Genomic DNA, 19,382 nt, shown 5'->3' on the forward strand with positions numbered 1-19,382 from the left:
CGGACTGAACCGTTTACGGCGTCAATTTCGCTGAAATTTTAGGGGGTTTTAACGATCGGCCGATAAATGGTCGGTAGATGGCTTCGACCGCTTATCCAATCCCGCGACCCTTGCCGCGCCCAATCGCGACTCTGACGTCGTGCGCGGTCGAGATCATGGCGATCCCGGCGGCGGAAATCGCGATGCGCGCGGATGGGCCCGGCATCGTCACGGTCAACGCCCCCTATCGCCGTGCCGGTCTGACCGAGGCGCGGTCCGATGCGCTGATCATGGCCGAGGTGACGAAGCGAATCGGCGATCTCCAGAGCCTGGGCGGCAAGTCGATCGAATTCCCGCTGGCGCTCGGCGAGGCCATCGACTGCCGGTATTTTCAGGTCACGCTCGCCCGCTCGGCGGAGGAACGTGCGGACCAATATGTCCTCATGCTGGTCGACCAGACCGCCCAGCATCATACCGAGCGCAGCCTGCGGCGCGAGATGACGACCGACAGCCTGACCGGACTGCCCAATCGTCAGGGATTCGGCGACCTGATCGAGGCGATGATGGCGACCGGCCATTCGCATGCGGTGCTGGTCATCGATCTCAACCGCTTCGGTCGGCTGAACGCCTGTATGGGCTCGCTGGTCGGCGACGAGCTGCTGATCACCGTCGCACGCCGGTTGAAGGGGGCGCTGCGGTCGCGCGATTCGATCGGGCGGATCGGCGGCAATGAATTCGGCATCCTGATGATGATCGACGAGAGCGAGGACGAGGCGCATGTCCTGGCCGACCGGATCGACCGCGCGCTGCGCTCGCCCTTCCGGCTGACCGATTACGAGGTGAATGTCGAGGCGTCGGTGGGCATCGCCTTCAACGCCGAAGACGATGGCGACGGCGATGCCGAGGAGCTGATCCGCCACGCCCAGTTCGCGGTGAAACGCGCCAAGGCGGCGGGTCGGACCGAGGTCTATCACCCCCAGGCCTTCACCATCGCGCGCGCCCAGTTCGCGATGGAGACCTCGCTGCGCCGCGCGATCGAGCGCGAGGAGCTGCATCTCGCCTATCAGCCGATCTGCGATCTCTCAACGGGCCGCATGGTCTCGTTCGAGGCGCTGGCGCGGTGGCGCGATGCCGAGGGGTGCGATCATTCCCCGGTCGACTTCATCCCGGTCGCCGAGGAATCGGGGCTGATCGTGCCGCTCGGCCGCTGGGCGGTGCAGCAGGCGACGATGCAACTGGCCGAGTGGGACCGCATCGCGGGCGGCTCGTGCGGGATGCGGATGTCGGTCAACGTCTCGGCGATCCAGCTTCAGCGCGATGCCATTCCGGCGGTGATCGACGGCGCGCTGGGCAAGGCCGGGATTGCGGGCGACCGGCTGACGCTGGAGCTGACCGAAAGCGCGATCGTCGGCGATCCCGACGGCGTGACCATGATCATGGAAGGGTTGAAGGAACTCGGCACGACGGTGGCGATGGACGATTTCGGCACCGGCTATTCCAATCTCGCCTATCTCCAGAAACTGCCCATCGACATTCTCAAGATCGACCGCAGCTTCGTGAACGGCATGCTGGCCGACCGCGACAAGATCGCCATCGTCCGCGCGATCATGGGTCTGGCGCAGGCGCTGGGCATGAAGACCACCGCCGAGGGGATCGAGACGATCGAACTCGGTCAGACGCTGGCCGCACTGGGCTGCACCTATGGTCAGGGCTATCTGTACGCCAAGCCGCTCGATCCCGAGGCGGCCTGGGCGATGATCGCGGCTCAGGCCTGAGCCACCGCCGCATCGGCCAGCGCGGCGACCCGGTCCGCGTCCGGAAAGCCCTCCGCGATCCACCGGGTTTCCACCTGACGCAGCAGCCGTGCCACATCGGGGCCCTTGCGCACGCCGCGCTCGACCAGCGCCCCGCCGGTCAGCGGCAGGGCAGGGGGCGTCCAATCGCGGATCGCCGCCACCGATTCGCCCGCCAGCAGCAGCCGGTCGACCGCGCCGGTCGTGCCCACCCGGTATGCCAGCGCATGGGGCCCCTCATCGCCCGGCCCGGCGGTCGCGGCGATCAGGCGCTTGCGGTCGAGGTTGGACAGCTTCAGCCGCGCGCCCACCGGCTCGGCGGCTTCGGGGGGCAGCAGCGCGGCGAGGCGGCGGATCGGATCGGGGGCGATCCCCGCCGCCGCTTCCGCCTGGGCGAGGCGGGCCAGCCGGTCGGCCCCGGCGCGATCGATCTCGGGGATGACCGCGCGGAAGATGCCTTGTTCGACCATCAGCGCGACCACCGGCACCGCGCGCGCCGCCACCAGCAGCTTCAGCAATTCGGCCGCGATCCGCTCGCGCGACAGCGCCATCAGGTCGTTGGCGCGCTGCGTACAGGCGTCCAGCCCGGCCTGGTCGATCGCCTGGCCGAAGCGCGCATGAAAGCGGAAGAAGCGCAGGATGCGGAGATGATCCTCGGCGATGCGCTGCAACGGATCGCCGATGAAGCGGACCCGCCCCGCCTTCAGATCGTCCAGCCCGCCGAAATAGTCGAACAGTTCGGCCGTCACCGGATCGGCATAGAGCGCGTTCATCGTGAAGTCGCGCCGCGCCGCATCCTCGCGCCAGTCGTCGGTAAAGGCGACGACGGCGTGGCGGCCATCGGTCGACACGTCGCGGCGCAGCGTCGTGACCTCGACCGGGCCATCGGGCAGGACGGCGGTGATCGTGCCATGCGCGATGCCGGTCGGCACCGGCTTGAACCCCGCCTCGCGCACGCGCGCGATGACCGTCTCGGGCGACAGCGGGGTGGCGAGGTCGATGTCCGCCACCGCCTGGCCCAGCAGCGAATCGCGCACCGCGCCGCCGACGAACCGCGCCTCCAGCCGCTCGGCCAGCGCGATCAGGTCGGTTCGGTCGGTCCAGGGGGCGGTCGCAGCCGTCATGCCGCCCATTGCAGCCGCCGCGACAGGTTGACGATCATCGCGGCTGTCGCGCCCCAGATGCGCCGGTCGTTCCATAAAATCTCGTAAAAATGACGGGTTTGCCCGCGCCAGGGTGCGCTGACCCGGCGGTGATGGGCGGGATCGAGGACATAGGCGAGCGGCACCTCGAACAGGTTCGCCACCTCCGCCTCGGATGGATACAGGGTCAGGTCGGGCGGGATGACTCCCAGCACCGGCGTCACCTCGAACCCGGTGACGGTGCGATAGCGGTCGGCGAGCCCGACCACCGTCACCGCGTGCGGCGACAGGCCGATTTCCTCCTCCGCCTCGCGCAGCGCGGTGGCGACCAGATCGACGTCCCCCGGATCGGCGCGGCCGCCCGGAAAGGCGATTTGCCCGGCATGGTTGCGCAGATGCTCGGTCCGCTGGGTCAGGACGAGGCCCGGCTCGACGCGATCGGTGACGGGCACCAGCACCGCCGCGGCGGTGGGTGTCGCGGCGGTTTCGGGCAGGATGTCCCCGTCGCCGGTCAACAGGTCGGCAACGGGTATCCGCGCCATCGCCTGTGCCAGCCTTTCGGCCAGCGTCATGCGTCGGTCGCGGGCGCGATGGGAAAGAAGGCGCCGTCGCTCCACAGTCCCGGCGGCGTGTCACCCCCCGCCAGCGCCCGTTCGGCCAGTTCGTAATAGACCGTCCGCGCGATCAGCGCCTCCAGCCCGTCGCGGACATGCAGATAGGGGCGGGGGCCATCCTCGCCCTCGGCGAAGCGCAGGCCGTGCGCAGGGCCCGCCGCGACGAGGTCTCCGGTGTTGAGCTGGAAGGTCAGCCGCGCTTCGCGACCCTCGCCCTGCGCCTTGAGCGTCACCGCGACGAAGGGCGCATCCTCGACCGCGATGTCGAGCTTTTCGACCGGCGTGACCAGGACGTGGCGGCCATCGGCTTCGCGGCGCAGGATGGTCGAGAACAGCCGGACCATGGCGGGGCGGCCGATCGGGCTGCCCTGATGATACCAGGTGCCGTCGCGGGCGATCCGCATCTCGCTGTCGCCGCAATGGGTGGGATTCCATTGCGAGACGGGGGGCAGCTTCTGCGCCTCCATCGCGCGCACGATCTCGGCGAGGCTGAGCGAGGACAGATCGGGGGGCGGCGCCATGGGCATGATCGTTCTGAGTTAGGGGCGCAGGGAGCGCAGGTAAAGCCCGGCCTCAGCCCGCAGCGCCCAGCATGCCGGGACAAGCCGGCACATCGGGGCCGCGCGCCAGCAGCCGGTGCCGCTCGACCGGGCCGGGCAATCGCCAGTCCGCCGTCCGGTCGGCGGTGAAGCCGAAGAAGCGGCCATAATATTCCGGGTCGCCGATCAGCATCAACGCGCGGTCCAGCCCCTGTTCGGCGGCGGCCGCGAGCATGTGCGTCAGCAGGCGACGTCCCAGGCCGTCCCGCTGATGATCGGGGGCGACCGCGACCGGGCCGACCATCACCATGGGATGCACCCCGCCCGCATCGTCGGCAAGCGCGACCGGCCAGCACTGGATCGAACCCAGCAGCGCGCCGTCCTCGTCCAGCGCGGCAAAGCAGAGCGAGGCGATCGCCGCGACGGTCCCACGCACCTTATAGGCGGTCCGCGCCTGGCGCCCCGGCGGAAAGGCGCGGTCGAGCAGCGCCTCCACGGCGGCGGGATCGACCCTGTCGAGCGGAACAAGGGCAGTCGTCTCGGTCACAACGGGTGGGGTCCGATCGCGGCAGAAGGAGAGGGGAGAATGCGCGCGCCCTTAATCCGCTCCTCGACGGATGCAAAGCCCTGCGGCTCCGCGCCGCTACTTCCCTTGCGCGCGGGCTCTGCTAGAGCCCTGGCATGGAAGACCGTCTCCAGCTCGAAGTCCACGACCTCGAAGTCCAGGTGCTGACCGGCATCTACTCCGAGGAAACGCATCTGCCGCAACCGCTGCGCATCTCGCTGACCGTCGATCTCGACTGTCCCGCCCATTATGCGCCCGACACGCCGCTGGGCGAATCAAAGAATTATCTCGATCTGAAACATGCCGCGACGCAGTTGCCCGAAGGTGTGCATTTCACGCTGATCGAGGGGGTTGCGGACCATATCTGCGACACGCTGTTCCTTCAGGACAAGCGGGTTCGGCGCGTGAAGGTGAAGATCGTGAAGCTGGCCATCGCCGAGGATGGCGAGGCGATCGGCATCACGCTGGTCCGCCACCGTCGCTGATCGGGGCATGGTCGCGCGGCGAATCGACGTGGCGCCGGGGGACGATGTCGCGGCGCTCGTCGCGGCGAATCCCGGCTGCGACCTGATCCTGGTGCTGCGCCCCGGACGCGATCCCGTGGTGCAGGCGATGGTGGAGGCGGCAATCGGGCCGCTCGCGGTCGCCGCCGCTCCGGATGCGCGGGTCAACGCCGTGATTTGCCGGGATACCGCGTCCGATCAGGCGGTCGCGGCGGCGGTCGCCTATCTCGCCGCCGCGCACGCCGTCACGGGTCAGTTGCTGACGCTGGGCAACTGACGCTCGCGGACGCAGGGGCCGAGCTTCTGGATGACGAAGCGATAATCCTCCTGCGCCGCCTGGGCATCCTGCGGCGAGAGCGAGGCGGTGCTGCGATCGGGCAGCGATTCGGGCAGCGCGCAGGCCAGCCGGTACCAGAGCAGCGTATCGCGCGCGGGCGGGGCCGCCGATTCGTCGACGATCTCGCTCAGCGCCACGGCATAGCGGCGTTCCTCGCCCGGACGCCGCAGGACCGACAACGACACCGGGCGATTATTGGCGGTGGTGAGGAAGATCTGCGTCTCGCCCTCGCCGGGCAGGCTGCCCGCCACGTAAAAGGCATTGCCGACGCCGGTGATGACCGGCGGCGCGTCCGGCGACAGCGCATCGCGCGCGATGGTCCGGCTGCGCTGCTCGGTATCGGGCGTCCAGGGCAGCTGCGCATCGGGCGCGACCAGCTGGAGCTGGTCGGGGGCATTGGGCACCCGCCGTGCATAGATCAGCACGCGCATCTTCTTCAGCCGCGGCGCGCGGCCCCGCGCATCCGTCGCCGCATCGTAGAGATAGCCGACACGCGCCGGCAGGCCGCCCGATCCGCGGATCAGCGTGCCGACATCGGCCTCGACATAGAAACGCTGCCGGCCGGGGGCGACACCCACGGCCTCTGCGCCCTTGATCGCGGCCGCCGAGCGGATCGTCACGTCGGCGATCACCGGGGCCGACAGGACCAGGTCGGCGAGGTCGGCATAGCCGGGCCCTGTTTGCGCTACCATCGGATCGCCCGCGCGCACCGACGGCGCGGTCGCCACTTGCGCCCCGACCGGGCCTGCAAACGATAGCATCGCGACCGCGATGGTGGTAGCATGGAGGGCGTGGGAGAGGGGTTTCATCGCTTCGCGCTACTCCTTCGTGTATTAACGGTACAGAAATAATTTTGTCATGGCGTGCTTGTACGTTTATTACGTCCGACAAACTGATTGCACCGCGCCAGCCGTGACGATAGGGTCCGAGGCTCTGCCGCATGCGTGAGCGCATGGCAGGAGTTTCCCACGTCCCCACGCTACGGCGAGGCGAAACTGGCAGACTGAGGAGTTTCGTTGCTGAATGGCCTATACTGACCAGAAGATGTCCGGGGGCAAGGTGGTCGCGATCGTTATCGTCGTGCTCATCCATGCTGCCCTGGGCTACGCCTTCGTCACGGGACTGGCATACCAGTACGTGAAGAAGGCGACCGAAAAGCTCGACACGTTCAACGTGGAGGAGCCGCCGCCCCCGCCACCGCCGGATGAACCGCCGCCCCCGCCGCCGGAGCAGCCCAACCTGCCTCCGCCGCCGACCACGGTGGTGACGCCGCCGCCGATCGTCAACGTGCCCTCGCCGGCGCCGACGATCTCGACGACGAGCATCATCCCGCTCAGCCAGCCGACCGCACCGCCGGCCCCGCCTGCGCCGCCGGCTCCGCCCGCGCCGCCGCCTGCGCCGACGGTCTCGAAGGCTGCCGGTCTGCGCGGTAACCCGGGCCAGTATTTCGGTCCCGACGCCTATCCGCCCTCGGCCCAGCGCGAAGGCGCGGAAGGCCGCGTGTCGGCCAAGCTGTCGATCGGCACCGATGGGCGCGTCACCGACTGCACGATCCTGTCGGGCAGCGGCAACCGGGCCCTTGACGATGCCACCTGCCGCATCTCCAAGGCGCGCGTGCGTTTCACGCCCGCCCAGGACGCGGCCGGCAACCCCGTCGCATCGTCGTACACGCTTAACATCCGTTGGCAGCTGCCACAGGAATAACGGCTAAAAGCCGATCACACCCAACGCTTTAGTCAGAGGACCTAACCAATCATGCTCACCACCATCCTCGCCGCGGGCGGCGCTGCGGCCGGTGCCGAAAATCCGTACGGCCTCGGCCAGGCTCTGAAAGAGGGCGGCCTCATCTCGCAGTCGGTGTTCACCATCCTCTGCCTGATGTCGATCGTGTCGTTCTACATCCTGTTCTCGAAGCTGTTCGAGCAGCAGAAGATCATCAACCAGGCGAAGCGCGTTCGTCAGGGCTTCTGGTCGTCGAACTCGCTGCGCGAAGGTTCGGCCAAGCTCGAGAAGAACTCGGCCTACAAGCAGATCGTCGACGACGGTCTGGCCGCTCAGGACCAGCATTCGAAGCTGACCGATCCGGTCGAAGCGCATGACTGGCTGCACGGCTCGCTGGCGCGTTCGGAAGCCGCGATCAACTCGAAGCTGGGCGGCGGTCTCGCCTTCCTGGCGACCGTCGGTGCGACCGCGCCGTTCATCGGTCTGTTCGGTACGGTTATCGGCATCTATCGCGCGCTCATCAAGATCGGCTCGTCGGGCCAGGCGTCGATCGACGCGGTCGCCGGTCCGGTCGGTGAAGCGCTCATCATGACCGCGCTGGGTCTCGTCGTCGCCGTTCCGGCGGTGCTCGCCTTCAACTGGCTGCAGCGTCGTAACAAGGGCATCGCGGAAGACCTGTCGTCCTTCTCGAACGACGTGCTGGGCTTCCTGGCCTCGAACGGTGCGGTTCGTCCGGCCGTTGCCGGTGCCAAGCCGACCGCCGTCAAGGCGACCCCGGCGACGACCACGGCCGGTCAGGCCGGTGGCGTTCAGACGCGCGCCTGAGCCTAAGGGGGCGGGGACCGGCCGTTCGCGGCACGGCCCCGCCACCCCCCGTCGACCCGGCTCCGGGACGGCGAAAGAATGCATGGATAGGATAGCTCTCTCATGGCGATGAGCGTTGGCGGGGACTCCGCCGAGAAACCGATGTCGGAGATCAACACGACGCCCCTCGTGGACGTCATGCTGGTTCTCCTCATCATCTTCCTGATCGCGGTTCCGGTCGTGATTCAGACCGTTCCGCTCAAGCTGCCGAGCGTCCGCTTCGATCCGACGACGACGAAGCCGGAAAACGTCTCGCTTTCGGTGACCAGCGAAAATGGTCAGTGCAAGGTGTATTGGGGCCTCAGCCCCGTGACCTCGACCGAGCTGCGTGACAAGGCGGTTCAGAAGCTGAAGGCCGAGATCGAGCGGCTCGGGCCGAACATAACGCCCGATCAGCTGCCCGAGGCGCATATTCGCGGCGACGTGAATACGCCGTATCGGTGCATTGGCGGCACCATCTACACGATGCAGCAGGCCGGTTTCGCCCGTGTCGGCTTCATCTCCGAGCCGCCCCCCGGCGGCAACCCCCGCGCCTGATTGGCCGGGCGGACAGAATAGGAGTTAGCACGCCATGGCAATGAGCGCCGGATCCGATGATGGCGAGCCGATGATGGACATGAACACGACGCCGTTGATCGACGTCATGCTCGTGCTCCTCATCATGTTCATCATCACCATCCCGATCCAGACTCACGCGGTGAAGGTCGACCTGCCGGTCAACTCGAAGAACAACACGCCCGTCGTGAACAGCGAGAAGAACAAGGTCGGCATCGACGCCGCCGGTACGGTGACCTGGAACGGCACGCCGGTCGACGAGGTGACGCTGCGTCAGTATCTCGACCAGACGGCGGCCATGAACCCCGAGCCGGAACTGCACTTCCAGCCGGCCCCCGACGCCAAATATGTCAAGGTCGACGAGATCCTGGCAGTCATCAAGCGTTCGGCGGTCAGCAAGCTCGGCTTCATCGGCAACGAGCAGTATCGCAACGACTTCTGATCGAAGCGATCCCGTTCTTGACGGACCAGGGCGGCCTCTTCGGAGGCCGCCTTTTTTATGCCTGGGGTACACAGGGGGTGAGAGGCGGGGTGTGAGCGTGATCGAGTGCGGAGGGCGTCGGGCTGGTGCCGGAGACCGGCGGGGGCAAGGGCCCCATGATCACACTGGGCTATCCTGCGATGATCGGCCTTAGGCGAAGGCGGCCATCACTTGTTGTCTTCGGGAAGAATTTCCCCCGACACGTCGGAAATCCGGTTTCGCGCGGCCATCGGCAACGCCTTCGACCCTTGCGGCGGTTTCACATAAATGACAACATGCCGTCATAAAAGTGAAACATGGAGAAGGGCGATGCGTGGCATGTCTTTGGCTCTGATCGTGGCGGCGGCGGGTATGGCAGCCCCGGCCATCGCCCAGGATCGCTGGCCGCAAAGGACGGGCTATCAGGAGATCGCCGCCGGGAAGCTGGTAGCAGCGGAGCGGACCCTGCTCCAGGAGCGCCGGGCCAGCCCCGACAGCCCGGAACTGATGCTCAACCTCGCCGCGGTCTATGCCCAAACCGGACGCGCGTCCGAGGCGCGATCGCTCTATGCGGCGGTCCTGCAGGAAAAGCCGATTGCCATGGACATGCCTTCGGGCGCGGTGATTTCCTCGCACCGCGTCGCGGAGACGGGCCTTCGCCAACTGAACCGGACATTTGCTTCGCGCTGACGCGAGAAGGGGTAGGTCGGGTTCGAATCTGTCCTGGCGTCGAGCGCCGGGTGAGACGATCGCGCGGAGTTCGAGGGCCATGCCTGAACCCGGCCGTCGACCTCACTCGGCCGAACGGGGCGGGGCAGCATCTCCGATAGTGGGGTTTGACGCGCTCTGTCGCCCCGCGCCTGGATTCCTATCCAACGACGATGTGTAGGACCGATCGCCATTCAGCGATGCCTCTCTCCCTCGCCCCTCGCAGAGGGGAGAGGGGCGCGCAGACTTGGTCTTTGCGAAAGCAAAGGCTTAGTCGGAGCTGGGTGAGGGGTTGGCGCTCGCGAAGCGAGCGCGCGAGCCTACAGGCTCGCTGTACCCCTCACCCAAGCTGCGCTAGCCAGCAGGCTGGCAAGCTTCGCTAACCCTCTCCCCTGGCCAGGGGAGAGGGAAGAAGGGGCGATCCTGAATGTCGATTGGCCTTAATATTGCTGGATAGGCGGCGTCCGCCATCATCCCCGCGATTTGCACCGTCGTCCTGCCCTTGGCGGGGTTCCTCCGCCAGAGGCGGCCCGTTGCCTAAGGGGGCCCACGCCGGCAGAGGCTGGAGTCCAGTCAGGCGATGATCGGGGCAACTTACAATCCCCCAATGGGATCGTCGCTCTCGCTGAATGGTCCTGAAGGGAGTTTCGCCGGGGAATACCGGCAGCGAAGTAACAGGCCGATGGCGCGACGGAGAATGTCCCAGCCAACAGTCCGTAGCCGGGGCTCGCGATCCGGTCTTGCGACAGGGGAGCGCGTCGTGCGTCGCCATAGGGCTCGCGTTCGCGCGCGACGGAGGGTAGTCGGCGCGGAAGAGGCTTGTCTGCTGCCACCGACCGTGATCGAACAGCGGAATGTGCAATCTTTACAGCATCAAGGTGGACCCCCGAACCTATTTCGATGCGCTGGGCGCGGCGGACGACGCGGCCAATGCGGTGGCGGTGGAGAAGGATTACGCCGCTCCCGGCAAGCCCGCTTATGTCGTCCGCCTGGAAGAGGGCCGGCGGGTGCTGAGCGCGATGCGCTGGGGTTTCCCAACCCGCAAGCCGCGCAAGCGGCCCGCGCGCGAGGGGGAGTTGCCCTTCCTCTACGACTGGTGGACCAATGCCCGCAACATGCAGAGCGGCATGTGGAAGCCCTGGATGGCGAAGGCCGAACATCGCTGTCTCGTGCCCTTCACCCGCTTCTCCGAGCCCAAGGCCGCTGCCGATCGCCAGGGGCCGGGCGACACCCATTGGTGGTTCACCGTCGAGGATCAGGCGGTGCCGTGCTTCGCCGGGCTGTGGAAGCTCGACCGGGATCATGACCGGGTCTATGCCTTTTGCACGACCGAGCCCAATCCGCTGGTCGCGCCCAAGCATCCCAAGGCGATGCCAGTCATCCTGTCGGCCGAAGATCAGGAACGCTGGCTGACCGCGCCGGTCGATGAGGCTCTGGCCATGCTGACCGCCTATCCTTCGCAATTGATGCGGGTCGCCTGACCATGGCCCGCAACCGCTATTATGACGGTCCGCCGAGCGACCATTTCGATGGCACGCGCTTCTTCAATCCGGGCCAAGCGAGCACCGATCGGGGACTGCGGGCGATCCTGCGCTGGAAGCTGGCGGGCGCTGCCGCCAAATGGCCGGTGACGGTGCCGGTCACCCCGGCGATGCCACGGCCGCGCGTCGATGGCCTGTCCGTCACCATGGTCGGCCATGCCGCGATGCTGATCCAGGCGGCGGGGGTGAACATCCTCACCGATCCGGTCTGGTCTGAGCGTGCCAGCCCCTTCCGTCGCGTGGGGCCCAAGCGTGTCACCGCGCCGGGAATCCCGTTTGAGTCCCTCCCGCCGATCGATGTCGTGCTGCTGAGCCATGCCCATTACGACCATCTCGACATCGCGACGCTGCGTCGCCTTCACGCCGTACACGATCCCCTGATGGCGATGCCGCTGGGCAATGATGCGGTCGTCCGCGCCGCGGTGCCGGGCGCGCGGTGCGTGACCGGCGACTGGTGGGATCGGATCGACCTCGGCAACGGCGTCGCGACGACGCTGACGCCCGCCAACCACTGGTCCAATCGCTGGCCGAGCGACACGCGGATGACATTGTGGAGCGGCCATTATCTGGAGACGCGCGCGGGCACGATCTGGTTCGTGGGCGACACCGGCTATGGCGACGGGGCCATCTTCGGTCAGGTGCGCGAGCGGCTGGGAGCGCCCGACGTCGCTCTCATCCCGATCGGCGCCTATGAACCGCGATGGTTCATGGCCGCGCAGCATGTCGACCCGGCCGACGCGGTGCGGATCTTCACCGATGTCGGCGCTGGGCGGGCGCTCGGCATCCATTGGGGCACGTTCCAGCTCACCGACGAAGCCCGCGACGCGCCGGTCGAGGAACTGGCGGCGGCCCTCGACGCCGCACGCATCCCCCGCGATCGCTTCGTCGCGGCCGAGCCGGGCGGCGTCTACCATTTCGGCCGGACCCTGGGGACATCGCGCTGAACGAACATGAGCCCCTTCCCAAAGGGGAGGGGCAATCTCGTGTCAGCGCAGGATGATGTCGGCGCCGTGCTTGTGCTCGCGAATCTCCGCCTCGGTCAGCCCGTTGATCTCGTGCGGGAAGATCAGCCAGTCATTGGTCTGGTGCACGAAGAAATCGGGCTTCAGGTCGGTCACGTTGCGCGAGGGTTTGTAATAGACGGTCGCGACCTTCACCTCGTCCGGGATGTTGTTCCGGCACCGCTCCTTCAGTTCCTTAAGGACCGCGCGGATCGAGCGCCCCGAATCGAACACGTCGTCGATCAGGAGCAGCCGATCCTCGGGGTTGAGCACATCGACCAGATAGCCGAGGCCATAGATGCGGACCTGCGGGTCCTGCTGGTCGATTCCCGTGTAGGAGGTGGTGCGGATCGCGATGTGATCGCTCTGGACGCCGCGATATTCGAGCAGTTCCTGGACGGCGATGCCCACCGGCGCACCGCCGCGCCAGATGCCGACGATATGGGTCGGACGAAATCCGGAATCGAACACCAGATTGGCCAGGCGGAACGAGTCCTCGAGCAGGCGATCGGCGGACAGATAGACTTTGGTGACCACGAAACTTCCATCATCCTTGTTGGGCCGACCGGGTCTATTCCTGCCCGAAGCCGGCGCTCGTCTTCTACCCCCTGGCGTCGCCAGGGCAACCGTCGCCGCTTATCCGTAACGCTGCGCGAAAGTGTCGAGCCGCGCGAGATGCGCCGCGATCGCGGCATCGTCCAGAAACGATCCGAGGAAGCTGTTGCGCGCCAGCGTCACCAGATCGGCGCGGGACAAGGCCCGGGCCCGGGCGACCGCCTTGTAATTGTCGCCGACATAGCCGCCGAAATAGGCGGGATCGTCCGAATTGATCGTCGCCCGCAGGCCCAGGCGCAGCATCCGGTCGATGGGATGGTCCGCCATGTCCCTGACCACGCACAGCTTGTGGTTGGACAGCGGGCAGACGGTCAGCGTCATCGCCTCCCGCGCGAGGCGGGCGGTCAATAGCGGGTCCTCCAGCGCGCGATTGCCATGGTCGAGCCGGTCGATCCCGAGCAGATCGAGCGCCTCATGGACATAGGCGGGCGCCCCTTCCTCCCCCGCATGCGCCACGCGCTTGAGGCCCGCATCCCCGGCGGCGGCGAACACGCGGGCGAATTTGGATGGTGGATGGCCGACCTCGGACGAATCGAGCCCGACGCCATCGATGCGGTCGAGCCATTTCCCGGCCTGGTCGAATGTCGCGAAGGCGGCCTCCTCGTCCAGATGGCGCAGGAAGCACAGGATCAGCTTCGACGTCAGGCCATGGCGTTCCTTCGCCGCGGCCATCCCGGCCAGCAGCCCCTCCATCACCACGTCGAACGGGATGCCGCGATCGGTATGCGTCTGCGGATCGAAGAAGATTTCGGCATGGACCACGCCATCGGCTGCCGCGCGGTCGAAATAGGCGACCGCCAGATCGTGAAAATCCTCCGCCGTCCGCAGCACGTCGGCGCCCGCATAATAGAGGTCGAGGAAATCCTGCAGATTGGAAAAGGCATAGGCCGCCCGAACCTCCTCCACCGAGCGGAACGGGATGGAAACCCGGTTACGGCGGGCGAGGTCGAACATCAGCTCGGGTTCGAGGCTGCCTTCGATATGCAGATGCAGTTCGGCCTTGGGCAGCGCGGTGATGAAGTCGTCGTCGGTCATGCGGGCAGGCTCCATCGGCCGGGATTGGCGGGCGCGGGCGTCATCATGCGCAATCGTGCACACAGGCGATAGCCCGGACGCGCGATTTCCAATGCCGTTCGCGAGTGAACGGCATGGCGGGCCGGGAGCGATGCCTTTTCTCGATCGCTCCGTTCCAGAATCGGCGCTGGTGGCGGCCGCTTCGATATCGATACGATGACCGTCATCACCTCATGGACAGACGGAGATCCAAGCCCATGCAATCGGCGACACGGAAGTTGCCCCTGGCAGGCCAGGACATGTCCGATCCGTCCGTCGCGCCCGCGATCGACCGGGCCGGGGACGGCGTCGACGCGGTGCTGCCCGCGCGGCGGCTGGTTCCGCTGGCCTGTCAGCATGTGCTGGTCATGTATGCCGGGGCGGTGGCGGTGCCGCTGGTCGTCGGCCGCGCGCTGGGCCTGCCCCCTGCGGAGTTGGGCATGCTGATCAGCGCGGATCTGGTCGCCTGCGGGTTCGCCACGCTGATCCAAACGCTGGGCCTGCCGCTGGTGGGGATACGCCTGCCGATCGTGATGGGCGTGACCTTCGCCTCGATCAGCCCGATGCTGGCGATGATCGCCACCGGCAAGGCCGATGGCACGCCGCCCGCCATGGTCCTGCAGGGCATTTACGGGGCGGTGATCGTCGCCGGGCTGTTTGGTTTCCTGATCGCGCCGTTCGTCGGCCGGGTGTCGCGGCTGTTCCCGCCCGCCGTGACCGGAACGGTGATCCTGTCGATCGGGCTCAGCCTGATGCGGGTCGGCATCAACTGGACGGCGGGCGGACAGCCGACCGATCCCGGCTATGGCGCACCCGCGCATCTGCTGCTGGCGCTGCTGACGCTGGCCATCGTGCTCTGCCTGATGCGCTTCGGTCGCGGCCTGTTGCGAAGCGGTGCGGTGCTGGCGGGGACGGTGGTCGGTACGATCATCGCGGGCGCGACCGGCCAGGTCGATCTGACCCAGGTTCGCGAGGCGCCGTGGTTCGCGCTGGTGCGCCCCTTTCAGTTCGGCTTGCCGACCTTCGACCTGCCCGCGTCGATCGCGATGTGTCTGGTCATGATGACGGTGATGATCGAATCCTTCGGCATGTTCATGGCGGCGGGGCAGATGGTCGGTCGGCCGATCGACCGGCGCCAGATGGTGCGGGGCCTGCGCGGCGATGCGGCCGGTACGCTGCTGGGCGGCATCTTCAACACCTTTCCCTATACCTCCTTCGCGCAGAATATCGGGTTGCTGAGCATCACCGGCGTCCGTTCGCGCTTTGTATGCGCGGGGGCGGGGGTGATCCTGTTGACGCTGGGCGTCTGTCCGAAGCTGGCGGCGCTGGTCGCGGCGGTGCCCTTGCCGGTGCTGGGCGGGGCGGCGCTGGTCATGTTCGGGATGATCGCCGCGACGGGCATCCGCATCCTGGGATCGGTCGAGCTGACCTTCGAGCGGCTGGTGACGATCGCTGTGTCGATCGCCGTCGGGCTGATCCCGGTCCTGTCCGACCGCTTCTTCCAGGCGATGCCGACCGCGCTTGCCCCGCTGCTGCATTCGGGGATCGTGCTGGCATCGATCAGCGCGGTCGGGCTGAACGCCTTTTTCGGCAACCGGACGAGCGGCGACGGCGCGGTGGCCTGACCGCGCCGCGTTGGGGCGGCGGCGCATCAGCGCGGCGGGGTCGTGGCGTAGCGATCCCAATGGGACAGCAATTCCTCCACCACCCGGTTGCCGACCCGGTAGAGGCTCTCGACCGACGCGTTCAGCCCGGCATAGCCCTCATTCTCGCGCAGCAGATAGTCGGCGGCTGTCACCCCCGGCGGCGGCATGGTATAGTTGCTGCCCGCGCGCAGCACGAGGACGCGGTCCTTGTCGACCCGGCCGATCTTCGAGAGATAGGCGATCGCCTGGAGCGTGCCGGTTTCCTCCATCGCGCTAGTGACGAAATTGCCCTTGCCCTGGGTGAAATAACGGGTGTGATCATTGGCCCAGCGATTGAGCAGCGCGCCGTGCCAGAAGGTCATCGCGGAAAACTGGTCGCCGATCAGGACGAAGGGCGGCTTTTGCGCATTGGGATGGTCGGTATAGCGGGCCCGTTCGCGCGCGATCCCCGGATCGTCGGGCAGCGGCACGTCGCGCGTCAGACGATAGGCCCATTCGGTCAGGCCGGGGTTCAGCGCGAACACCTCTCCGCCATCGGGCCGGGGCGGGGCGGGGTCGTTGGGCCCCTTGCGGTCGATCGGGAAATAGCCGCTCTTCCAATCGGCGGGTATCTCGCGCGCGTCGATCTCATGCGCCAGATCGCCGTCGACGCTGTAGCGCGCCCAGGCCGCCGAGCCGATCGAGGCGTCCTCGGGGTCGATCCCGGCGATCCCGGCAACCAGCCAATAGGCACGTGACAGGTCGAGCCGCGTGTCGAGGCCCAGCGCGGTGATCGCGGCGGCCGATCGCACCGAGCCGACGCCGGTGACGACCCCCAATATCTGCGTGTCTGGGTTGTAATAAAGGTCGTGATAGCCGTGCGGGAAGGGGATGCGCTGGCGCAGATCGCGCCGCGTCTTCCACAGCTGGAACTCGCCCGCGACATCGCCTTCGTCCTTGCCGATCTCGAACATGGTGACGACGACCATCCGCACCGGCAGGGGGCGGGGGCAGGGGGCGGCGATGGCGCATAGCGATGGCGGCGTGGCGGGTTGTGGAGCGGGTTGCGGGGCGGGGGCCATGGCGGCGAGCAGCAGCCCGGTGACGAGAGGGTTCATGATCGATACTCCGGCGGGACGGGGACGCGAACGGGCGGCTCGCATCCCCGTGCGCCCATTCAGAATTTATAGACGGCGGAGGCCAGGAAACTGCGCGGACGCTCGGGCAGGACGATGGTGCTGCCGAACAATTCGGTGAAGTTGGCGCGGAAATAGCGCGCATTGGTCGCATTCTTGACGACCAGGCGGAACAGCCACGGGCCGGTCTGGTACGAGGTCGACAGATCGACCAGCGTATAGCCGGGCAGCCGTACCGCCTGCGACTGGCCGGAAAAGACCGAGTCGACCTTCACCACGCTGCCGCTGACCGACAGGCCGTTGTCGAAGCCATAGGTGGCGGTGGCGGAATAGAGGTTGGCGGGAATGCCCGCGCGCCGCGCCTGATTGCGGTTGGTGATCGGCACCAGGCCGATCGGCTGGCCCCCCAGATACAGCGTCGGGTTGGTGACGTTGACCAGATCCTCGATGCCGAAGAAGCTGAAGAGCGAACCCGCTTGCAGGCCGGTCAGGTTGACGACCTCGGTATGGGTATAGGCACCGGTAACGAGCAGATGCCGGTCGACCGCCCAGCGGGCTTCGGCCTCGACCCCCTTGGTCTCGACCGCCTGGTTGACGGTGATCGACTGGATGTTGAAGTCGGTCCGGTTCTGTTTGTAGACCGAGAGCGCCGCATAGAGCCGCTCGTTCAGCCAGCTTCCCTTGATGCCGCCTTCGTACAGGCGCGAGGTCGACATGAAGCCCGATGCCGCCGCCTCGGGCAGCACCTCGGCGCCCTGGCCGACGACGATGGTCGCCTGCTGCGACGCGGTCGCATAGGGGATCAGGCCGAAGGGCAGCTTGTACGACGCGCTGGCGGTCCACGACCAGCCATCGTCGCTGCCCTTGGCCGAAACGCGGGTCGGCACCCGGTCCATGACGGTCGGATCATAGCGCGACGCGGCGTCCACCTTGTCGTACCGCCCGCCCAGCAGCAGATCGAGCCCGAAGTCGAAATCCAGGTCGACCAGCGCGGCCAGGCCAAAGTCGGTGGTGTGGCCGAAGACCCGGTCGGTATAGCCGCAATTGCACTCGTTCGCGAGCAGGCGGTTCGACGCGGGCGTATAGCTTTGCGTCAGGTCGACACGGCTGAAATATTCATAATCGAAATCGTCGCCATAGTCGAAATTGACATAGCGGACCGATGGCGAGAACTGACCGGAGAATCTGCCGATGTCCGTCTTGATCGACTTGGCGATGACGATCTTGTCCTCGATCACATAGGATTTGACGCGCTGCGAGAAGCCGTAATCATTGTTGTTGATGTTCTGGGTATGGTCGAAGAACAGTTGGTTCCTGACGGTCAGGTCGTCGGGGCCGTCGAAGGTGATGTCGTAATAGAGCGTGGTCTGCTTGTTCTCCAGCTTGTCGTTCGGCCCGGTCAGCACGTTGCGGCGGCTGAGCGTCGTCGTGCCGGTGTTGACCAGGTTCAACTGCGGATAGGTCTGGGTGAAACAGGCATTGGTGAAGCCGGTGGCGAACGCGCTGAACGTGCTGTTGGGGCAGGTATAATTGCCGAAGATCGACAGGCCGCCGGGGATGGATGCGTTGATCTCGCCCTGCGAAATCTGGCCGTCGCCATTGGTGTCGAGCGGCTTGGCGGTGCCGGTGATATAGGTGCCGTTATCGACCAGTTTCTGCGTCAGGCGGTTCCAGCCGCCATTCTGCTGGCCCTTGAAATTTTGATACTGGCCGCCGAACTCGATCTTGATCTGGTCGGTCAGCTGATGGTCGAACGCGCCCTGCAGGATGGTCTGCCGGGTCGACATGTTGCGGTAATAGCTGCCCGAATCCTCGACCTCGGCATAGAGGCTATAGCCCAGATCGGCGCCCGCCAGGTGGAGCGGACCGCGCACCTCGGCGCGCAGATTGTTCCGGTCCCAGCTGCCGCCCGTATAGCTCACCTCGCCGGTCGGACCGCTCAACAGCGCGCCGCCCGCGACCCGCGCCGATTTGGGCACGAAGTTCAGATAGCCGCCGGTCTTGGACGGGCCATAGATGGGCGAGGCCGGGCCGCGCACGATGTCGATGCGGTCGGCCGCCGCGATCGGCGTCGGATAATTGCCCGCATTGTCGAGCCGGCGGACGCCGCGAAAATAGGTCTCGCCGGGCGTGCCGCGAATGTCGAGCGCGCCGCCCACCCCGAAAAAGGAGTTGGTGAAGGTGCCGGGCGATTGCGCGACCAGATCATAGATGTCGGTGATGCCGAACCGCTCGATCTGTTCGTCGCTGATCGTCGAGGCGGAGCGCGGCGTTTCGACCAGCGTCTTGTCGAACCCGAAGACCGAGCCGACATCCTTGACCGGCAGCGCGTCGAGCGATCCGGTGACGACGATTTCCGCTCCGTCCTGTGCGGCGGGCTGGGGCGGGGTGGCCGTCGTCGCCTGCTGGGCGAGGGCGGGCGTGGTCATCGCGGTCCCGCACAGCAGCGACAGGAGCAAAGCGATCCCGGTGCGGCGCCCTCGCCCGGGCGCGCGCGAAATGGTCGATAGCGAGCAAGCAAGCGTCATCAGTGTCAGCCCCCCATGTGACGCCCGGCCCATTCCCCTGGGCCGGTCCGTCGCTGTTTGTCCCTGATCTCTCCCCCGTGATCGCGGCGGCGTATGGCCATC

Annotated in this window: 20 protein-coding genes; 11 read left to right on the forward strand and 9 right to left on the reverse strand. The window is 66.8% G+C overall.

Annotation, left to right across the window (positions count from 1 at the left end):
- The first annotated feature begins 155 nt into the window (after window positions 1-155).
- The gene (locus QE360_RS10385) at window positions 156-1,754 is read left to right on the forward strand and encodes a bifunctional diguanylate cyclase/phosphodiesterase (protein ID WP_309701338.1); all 1,599 of its coding nucleotides are present in this window, start codon (window positions 156-158) and stop codon (window positions 1,752-1,754) included.
- Here the strand turns inward: QE360_RS10385 and QE360_RS10390 are convergent.
- The 4 genes from QE360_RS10390 to QE360_RS10405 are packed head-to-tail and all read right to left on the reverse strand — an operon-like array spanning window position 1,745 to window position 4,614.
- A complete protein-coding gene (locus tag QE360_RS10390) occupies window positions 1,745-2,905 on the reverse strand; it encodes a CCA tRNA nucleotidyltransferase (protein WP_309704129.1) in 1,161 nt (386 codons plus the stop codon). The genes QE360_RS10385 and QE360_RS10390 overlap by 10 nt on opposite strands.
- Window positions 2,893-3,486, reverse strand: coding sequence for a CoA pyrophosphatase (locus tag QE360_RS10395; protein WP_309701340.1), 594 nt, complete (start codon window positions 3,484-3,486; stop codon window positions 2,893-2,895). Before QE360_RS10395 ends, QE360_RS10390 begins: the two co-directional genes overlap by 13 nt.
- Entirely contained in the window at window positions 3,483-4,055 is a 573-nt protein-coding gene (locus QE360_RS10400; RefSeq protein WP_309701342.1) for a DUF1285 domain-containing protein, read from the reverse strand. Before QE360_RS10400 ends, QE360_RS10395 begins: the two co-directional genes overlap by 4 nt.
- A 46-nt stretch (window positions 4,056-4,101) precedes the next feature.
- Window positions 4,102-4,614 (reverse strand): N-acetyltransferase, encoded by a 513-nt coding sequence (locus tag QE360_RS10405; protein ID WP_309701344.1) that lies wholly within the window; start codon window positions 4,612-4,614, stop codon window positions 4,102-4,104.
- A gap of 134 nt (window positions 4,615-4,748) precedes the next feature.
- On the opposite strand from QE360_RS10405, the gene QE360_RS10410 reads away from it, so the two are divergent.
- Together QE360_RS10410 and QE360_RS10415 are read left to right on the forward strand one after the other, a co-directional pair.
- On the forward strand, window positions 4,749-5,117 hold the full coding sequence (locus tag QE360_RS10410) for a dihydroneopterin aldolase (protein WP_307100345.1): 369 nt from the start codon (window positions 4,749-4,751) through the stop codon (window positions 5,115-5,117).
- Window positions 5,118-5,124: 7 nt separating this feature from the next.
- Window positions 5,125-5,412, forward strand: coding sequence for a Rossmann fold domain-containing protein (locus QE360_RS10415; RefSeq protein ID WP_309701346.1), 288 nt, complete (start codon window positions 5,125-5,127; stop codon window positions 5,410-5,412).
- Here QE360_RS10415 and QE360_RS10420 read toward each other — a convergent pair.
- Window positions 5,388-6,281, reverse strand: coding sequence for a hypothetical protein (locus tag QE360_RS10420; RefSeq protein WP_309701348.1), 894 nt, complete (start codon window positions 6,279-6,281; stop codon window positions 5,388-5,390). The genes QE360_RS10415 and QE360_RS10420 overlap by 25 nt on opposite strands.
- A 214-nt stretch (window positions 6,282-6,495) precedes the next feature.
- Between QE360_RS10420 and QE360_RS10425 the strand changes: the two genes are divergently transcribed.
- From QE360_RS10425 to QE360_RS10455, 7 genes are all read left to right on the forward strand, one after another.
- Window positions 6,496-7,176: an energy transducer TonB gene (locus tag QE360_RS10425; protein ID WP_307100339.1), complete on the forward strand. Its 681-nt coding sequence runs from the start codon at window positions 6,496-6,498 to the stop codon at window positions 7,174-7,176.
- Between the two features lie 51 nt (window positions 7,177-7,227).
- Complete coding sequence (locus tag QE360_RS10430) at window positions 7,228-8,019, forward strand: MotA/TolQ/ExbB proton channel family protein (protein WP_307100337.1); 792 nt, start codon at window positions 7,228-7,230, stop codon at window positions 8,017-8,019.
- A 102-nt stretch (window positions 8,020-8,121) separates the two neighbouring features.
- Window positions 8,122-8,595 (forward strand): biopolymer transporter ExbD, encoded by a 474-nt coding sequence (locus QE360_RS10435; protein WP_307100335.1) that lies wholly within the window; start codon window positions 8,122-8,124, stop codon window positions 8,593-8,595.
- A 34-nt stretch (window positions 8,596-8,629) separates the two neighbouring features.
- Entirely contained in the window at window positions 8,630-9,055 is a 426-nt protein-coding gene (locus QE360_RS10440) for a biopolymer transporter ExbD (RefSeq protein ID WP_307100333.1), read from the forward strand.
- A gap of 357 nt (window positions 9,056-9,412) precedes the next feature.
- A complete protein-coding gene (locus tag QE360_RS10445) occupies window positions 9,413-9,763 on the forward strand; it encodes a tetratricopeptide repeat protein (protein ID WP_309696915.1) in 351 nt (116 codons plus the stop codon).
- Between the two features lie 872 nt (window positions 9,764-10,635).
- The gene (locus QE360_RS10450; protein ID WP_309701349.1) at window positions 10,636-11,262 is read left to right on the forward strand and encodes an SOS response-associated peptidase family protein; all 627 of its coding nucleotides are present in this window, start codon (window positions 10,636-10,638) and stop codon (window positions 11,260-11,262) included.
- Between the two features lie 2 nt (window positions 11,263-11,264).
- Window positions 11,265-12,266 carry an MBL fold metallo-hydrolase gene (locus QE360_RS10455; RefSeq protein WP_309701352.1) on the forward strand — a complete coding sequence of 334 codons (1,002 nt, stop codon included), beginning with the start codon at window positions 11,265-11,267 and terminating at the stop codon, window positions 12,264-12,266.
- 42 nt (window positions 12,267-12,308) lie between these two features.
- On the opposite strand, the gene QE360_RS10460 is transcribed toward QE360_RS10455, so the two are convergent.
- Both QE360_RS10460 and QE360_RS10465 read right to left on the reverse strand, forming a co-directional pair.
- Window positions 12,309-12,860, reverse strand: a complete 552-nt coding sequence (locus QE360_RS10460; protein WP_307100324.1) for a phosphoribosyltransferase — start codon at window positions 12,858-12,860, stop codon at window positions 12,309-12,311.
- A 99-nt stretch (window positions 12,861-12,959) separates the two neighbouring features.
- Window positions 12,960-13,973 carry an adenosine deaminase gene (locus QE360_RS10465; protein WP_309701354.1) on the reverse strand — a complete coding sequence of 338 codons (1,014 nt, stop codon included), beginning with the start codon at window positions 13,971-13,973 and terminating at the stop codon, window positions 12,960-12,962.
- 278 nt (window positions 13,974-14,251) lie between these two features.
- Here QE360_RS10465 and QE360_RS10470 point away from each other — a divergent pair, with 278 nt between their 5' ends.
- Window positions 14,252-15,616, forward strand: coding sequence for a nucleobase:cation symporter-2 family protein (locus QE360_RS10470; RefSeq protein WP_309701356.1), 1,365 nt, complete (start codon window positions 14,252-14,254; stop codon window positions 15,614-15,616).
- A gap of 26 nt (window positions 15,617-15,642) precedes the next feature.
- Here the strand turns inward: QE360_RS10470 and QE360_RS10475 are convergent, their stop codons facing one another.
- Together QE360_RS10475 and QE360_RS10480 are read right to left on the reverse strand one after the other, a co-directional pair.
- Window positions 15,643-16,734: a purine nucleoside permease gene (locus tag QE360_RS10475; protein WP_309701358.1), complete on the reverse strand. Its 1,092-nt coding sequence runs from the start codon at window positions 16,732-16,734 to the stop codon at window positions 15,643-15,645.
- Window positions 16,735-16,793: 59 nt separating this feature from the next.
- On the reverse strand, window positions 16,794-19,181 hold the full coding sequence (locus QE360_RS10480; protein WP_309701360.1) for a TonB-dependent receptor domain-containing protein: 2,388 nt from the start codon (window positions 19,179-19,181) through the stop codon (window positions 16,794-16,796).
- Between the last annotated feature and the right edge of the window lie 201 nt (window positions 19,182-19,382).

Source organism: Sphingomonas sp. SORGH_AS_0789 (genome assembly GCF_031453055.1).
GTDB lineage: Bacteria > Pseudomonadota > Alphaproteobacteria > Sphingomonadales > Sphingomonadaceae > Sphingomonas.